Below are 4,254 nucleotides of genomic sequence, written 5' to 3' on the forward strand. Positions count from 1 at the left end.
CACCGGCGGCTTTCGCGCATCCAAAGTAAAGTATCAGCAAAAGGGATCCTGTTAACCCTGACGGCAGGCGTATTATTCGGCTTCTTTTACAGGTTTATTGCAGAAGCCATGTATGCCGATTTTCGCTTACCCGAAGCAGGGAAACTGGGACCTTACACTGCTACGGTATGCTTTGGTATTGGCGTACTGCTCAGTAATTTTATTTTTAACACACTCCTGATGAAAAAGCCCGTAGAGGGGAAGCCGTTGCGGTATTCCGCTTATTTTGAAGGTAACGGCAAGGATCATGCGATGGGATTACTGGGAGGAATGATATGGGGTGCCGGACTGGTGTTAAGTATACTTTCTGCCGGACAGGCAGGCTTTGCCATTTCGTTCGGACTAGGGCAGGGTAATGCGATGATTGCCGCTATATGGGGAGTATTTGTATGGAAGGAATTCCGGAAGGCGCCTCCGGGAACTTCAAAATGGCTATATGGAATGTTCCTGTGCTATATAGTGGGATTGATTTGTATTGTACTTGCGAAAAGCTGAGAAGTAATGCAATGATAGCAATGTGTCGTTATTTTCATTACCTTGATGTTATAAAATCATTGCTATGCAACCCATGCTCATTAAAGTGAATATGCCCCACCGGGCTTCCTTCAGTGTGAACAGGTATATACACGAAGATCGCTTTCCGGGTGTCTGGCATTTTCACGATGAGTATGAGCTTACGCTTATTCTTGAAAGCAGCGGGAGTAGGATGGTGGGGGACAATATTGACCGGTTCACAGAAGGTGACCTCGTATTTATCGGTAAAAACCTTCCCCATACCTGGCGTAATGATGCATTACACAGCTTTAAAAGATCGGAAGCGCTCGTGCTGCATTTTTTAGACCACTTTTGCGGCAGCCGGTTTTTTGAAATTCCTGAAATGGAACGGGTGCGCCGTTTGCTGGACCGCTCACACAGGGGCATCAGGGTGGGGGGTAAGACAAGAGACGAAGTTGCTGCGCTCCTGTTGGAGATGGAGCAGATAACGGGTGTAAATAAATTGATACAGTTGCTTTCCATTTTGAATTTGCTTGCTGCGTCTGACGATCTTTCCGAATTGTCGAGTAAGGGGTTCGTTGATTCTGTAGATGATCCGGGTTCTGAGCGCCTGAACCAGGTATATGAGTATGTGATGAACAATTTTCAGGAAGATGTCAGTCTGGTTAAGGTAGCTGCTGTTGCCAACATGAGCCCAACGGCTTTCAGCAGGTATTTTAAGAGCCGGACAAGGAAATCCTTTACCCGCTTTCTGATCGAGCTAAAGATCGGCTATGCATGCAAGCTTTTAATGAAAGAAGAAATGACGGTAGCGCATGTATGCTATGAGAGCGGGTTTCAGAACCTGTCGAATTTTAATCAGCAATTTAAAACCATAACAGGGCTTACTCCAAAAAAATACCAGTTGATGCATGCGGGGAAGTAGTGAGTGGTGAATGGTGAGTAGTGACATTAACTCCTAAAGAAGTTAATGTTGAACTGGACGGGAAAACGGCTTTTAACCGCGAAAAGGATAACATACATATTGATGTTGCATTAGCAATTGATCCGGGATGGAAAAAGGTTGGACAATTGGAAAAGCAAAGTGCCGATTGATTTCAAATCTTAAATCTCAAATTTCAAATCATCGCCTGTTTCATCGCCGCCTTTGCGTGAAATCTTTATATCTTTCCAAAAATTTCAGGCATGAACAATTCTTTTTGGGATTCAACATTGGGCAGGTTCAGACTGGTGGCAATAATAGAAGGTATATCCTATCTTGTTTTATTGGGTATAGCTATGCCCTTAAAATATTTTGCCGGGTTCCCGGAAGCCGTAAAGTACACGGGCTGGATACACGGCGTATTATTTGTATGGTATATGGCGCTGCTGTTAAAAGTATGGATACAGTACCGGTGGAGCTTTGGTAAGGTAGTGCTGGCATTCATAGCATCCCTTCTGCCTTTTGGTACCTTTGTGCTGGATAGCAAATTAAAAAAGGAACAGCAGGCAGCCGATGCATGATGCGCTCCGATGCTTTAATTCCTGTTGTAATGTTTCAAGTCCGGCATTCGGAACGACTTTCCATAAACCGTTATACAGGTGATTTTTATCAGGGTGGTCAATGCCGTATATCATGGTTTCCGGCGCTGCATCGTAATAATTTTATGGCATAAGCCGTTCGCCGGCTCATCTTTTAAAATATTATTATGAAAAGCGTTATCGTTTATAAAGGAAAGTACGGGGCCACGCGCCAGTATGCCGGATGGCTGGGCGAAGCACTTCATATGCCGCTGAAAACGCCCGAAGAGCTGCAGGATGCGGATATAAAAATGCATGATCTCATTATTGCGGGCAGCTCCGTGTATATCGGCAGGCTGCTGATCCGCGACTGGTTAAAACAACATGCCGGTGTTTTAAAAAATAAAAAGATACTGCTTTTTGTAGTTTGTGGAAGCAACAACCCTAAGGATCATGAACAGATCATAAAGCAAAATATTCCCGGTGGGCTTTTTGGCCCGGACAATATTTTTTTCCTGCCCGGCCGGCTGGTACAAAGCAGGCTTTCATGGAAAGACAGGTTTATGCTTAATATAGGCGCTATGCTGGTAAAAGATCCCGAGGCTAAGAAATTCATGCGGCAGGACAGGGATAATGTAAAGATAGAAAACATCAGTGCGGTGATCAGCAGAAGCGAATCTTTGCGGGCGGCAGATCACAGCCCTTCCGGGGTGTAAGAGCGGCAGTTAGAGAAGAATCGCTATACAGCTGCTGTTCTTTCGTCACTTTACGGTGCAACGCCTTTCATCTGCGAAACAGGATATTGTAATTCCACCCTGCAGCTATTAATACAGGAAAAATATCCTGTTTAATAGTTCCTCCCAAAGTATTGGTTATATGATTGCGATACCACCAGAAGCCTCTATCGCGGATTGGTACTAAAAGTGTAACATTCACTTTTTGGTTTCTCTTTTTTCCAAATTTAATATCAAATCCTCCGCCAACGGTGAAGCCTTCAAATTGCAGCCGGCTCTTTTTCCCGGTTGGTCCATTTGCATCTTCATGTTCAACAATGATAGCTGAATTTACTCCCAGCATAGCCGTAAGCACGGGCGTAACTTTTTTGTCAGGCATAATATTATAAATAATACCGCCGTTGCCATTAAAGCCTGCGAGGTTGTATCCGGCGCCACCAAAAAGACCTACATATTTAAAAGGCTGATATTCTGCTTTGATTCCCAGTCCTCCGTGATCAAGACCAATACCGGGTCCCAGAAAAATGGACTGCTTATTTTGAGCTGAACAAGTAACAGATGTAATAAAGCAGAGTAACAGGTGGATTGTGTATTTCATGTTTAGGGGTTTACTAATCATTTCAGGGTTTTAAAACTTTATTGCATTATTGTGATCTTATAACGCCTTCACCACTTTTTTATTGATAATCATTTCATTGCTTTTAATTAAAACAAAATAAGTGCCTGATGGCTGGTTACTCAGGTCAAATTCCAGCCGCGTACCGCTGCCTTTCACCCGCTGAACGACTTTACCATTTACATCCAGCACCTGTATAATGGCGTTGTCTATGGCTTTGCTGAAAGTGATATAAAACTTACCCGTTGTTGGGTTGGGGTACAATGCATCCACTTCCTCAAAGCTCGCGCCGGCGGCTTCCTGCTGTTTGGCCAGCTCAGGATTGGAAATGCGGTTGCTGCCGTTGTTGCAATAGTATTCTCTTTTAATGCGGTTGCCGGTAGCATCATAAGTCATCAGCAAACCGCAACTGCCGACAGGGATTTCCTGGGCAGCCGCCCGCAAGCAGAAAAACAGAAACAGGGGAATCAATATTTTAATTAGCATAGCTTAGAAATTGTGGTTTGATTATAGCTTCCTATTTTTTTTATTCTTATTTGATATTGTCTTCATATCGTATTGTTTTGTAAAATAAATAGAGTCGGGATAGATAAATAAGTAATTAGCCGAGTCTTTGCTTAGAATTGCGAATTCTATATCAATTTTTGTATAGAGGTTTTGTTTAATGATTGCGCTATATGTTTGCCGGATTGCGCTGTCTCCAACGACAAATATTGATTTAGCATATAATCTATCATTCCGCTTATTTTCTATACTTGTATCCGCCAGAAAGTATATGTATTTATCAAATGCATTTATCACCGTTGTTTTATTTGTAATCATTGTTGTCCGACTAAAATCGGGTTAAAAGATGCTGTAACCCTTTACTGT

Annotated in this window: 7 protein-coding genes; 5 read left to right on the forward strand and 2 right to left on the reverse strand. The window is 43.0% G+C overall.

Annotated elements, in window-relative coordinates; translation table 11 throughout:
• The 5 genes from PLH26_RS20550 to PLH26_RS20570 form a co-directional block, all read left to right on the forward strand.
• Positions 1–534, forward strand: a 534-nt coding sequence (locus PLH26_RS20550; protein ID WP_324587894.1) for a GRP family sugar transporter, incomplete at its 5' end; no start/stop codon positions are given.
• Positions 535–598: 64 nt separating this feature from the next.
• On the forward strand, positions 599–1,459 hold the full coding sequence (locus PLH26_RS20555; protein ID WP_324587895.1) for an AraC family transcriptional regulator: 861 nt from the start codon (positions 599–601) through the stop codon (positions 1,457–1,459).
• Positions 1,460–1,479: 20 nt separating this feature from the next.
• Entirely contained in the window at positions 1,480–1,629 is a 150-nt protein-coding gene (locus tag PLH26_RS20560; RefSeq protein WP_324587896.1) for a hypothetical protein, read from the forward strand.
• A gap of 90 nt (positions 1,630–1,719) precedes the next feature.
• The gene (locus PLH26_RS20565) at positions 1,720–2,037 is read left to right on the forward strand and encodes a DUF3817 domain-containing protein (protein ID WP_324587897.1); all 318 of its coding nucleotides are present in this window, start codon (positions 1,720–1,722) and stop codon (positions 2,035–2,037) included.
• Positions 2,038–2,222: 185 nt separating this feature from the next.
• Positions 2,223–2,750 carry a flavodoxin domain-containing protein gene (locus PLH26_RS20570; RefSeq protein ID WP_324587898.1) on the forward strand — a complete coding sequence of 176 codons (528 nt, stop codon included), beginning with the start codon at positions 2,223–2,225 and terminating at the stop codon, positions 2,748–2,750.
• 67 nt (positions 2,751–2,817) lie between these two features.
• Here PLH26_RS20570 and PLH26_RS20575 read toward each other — a convergent pair whose 3' ends face one another.
• Both PLH26_RS20575 and PLH26_RS20580 read right to left on the reverse strand, forming a co-directional pair.
• On the reverse strand, positions 2,818–3,366 hold the full coding sequence (locus tag PLH26_RS20575) for a hypothetical protein (RefSeq protein ID WP_324587899.1): 549 nt from the start codon (positions 3,364–3,366) through the stop codon (positions 2,818–2,820).
• 57 nt (positions 3,367–3,423) lie between these two features.
• Complete coding sequence (locus PLH26_RS20580) at positions 3,424–3,870, reverse strand: T9SS type A sorting domain-containing protein (protein ID WP_324587900.1); 447 nt, start codon at positions 3,868–3,870, stop codon at positions 3,424–3,426.
• Positions 3,871–4,254 lie beyond the last annotated feature (384 nt).

The organism is Agriterribacter sp., from assembly GCF_035444585.1.
In the GTDB taxonomy this organism is placed as follows: domain Bacteria; phylum Bacteroidota; class Bacteroidia; order Chitinophagales; family Chitinophagaceae; genus Agriterribacter.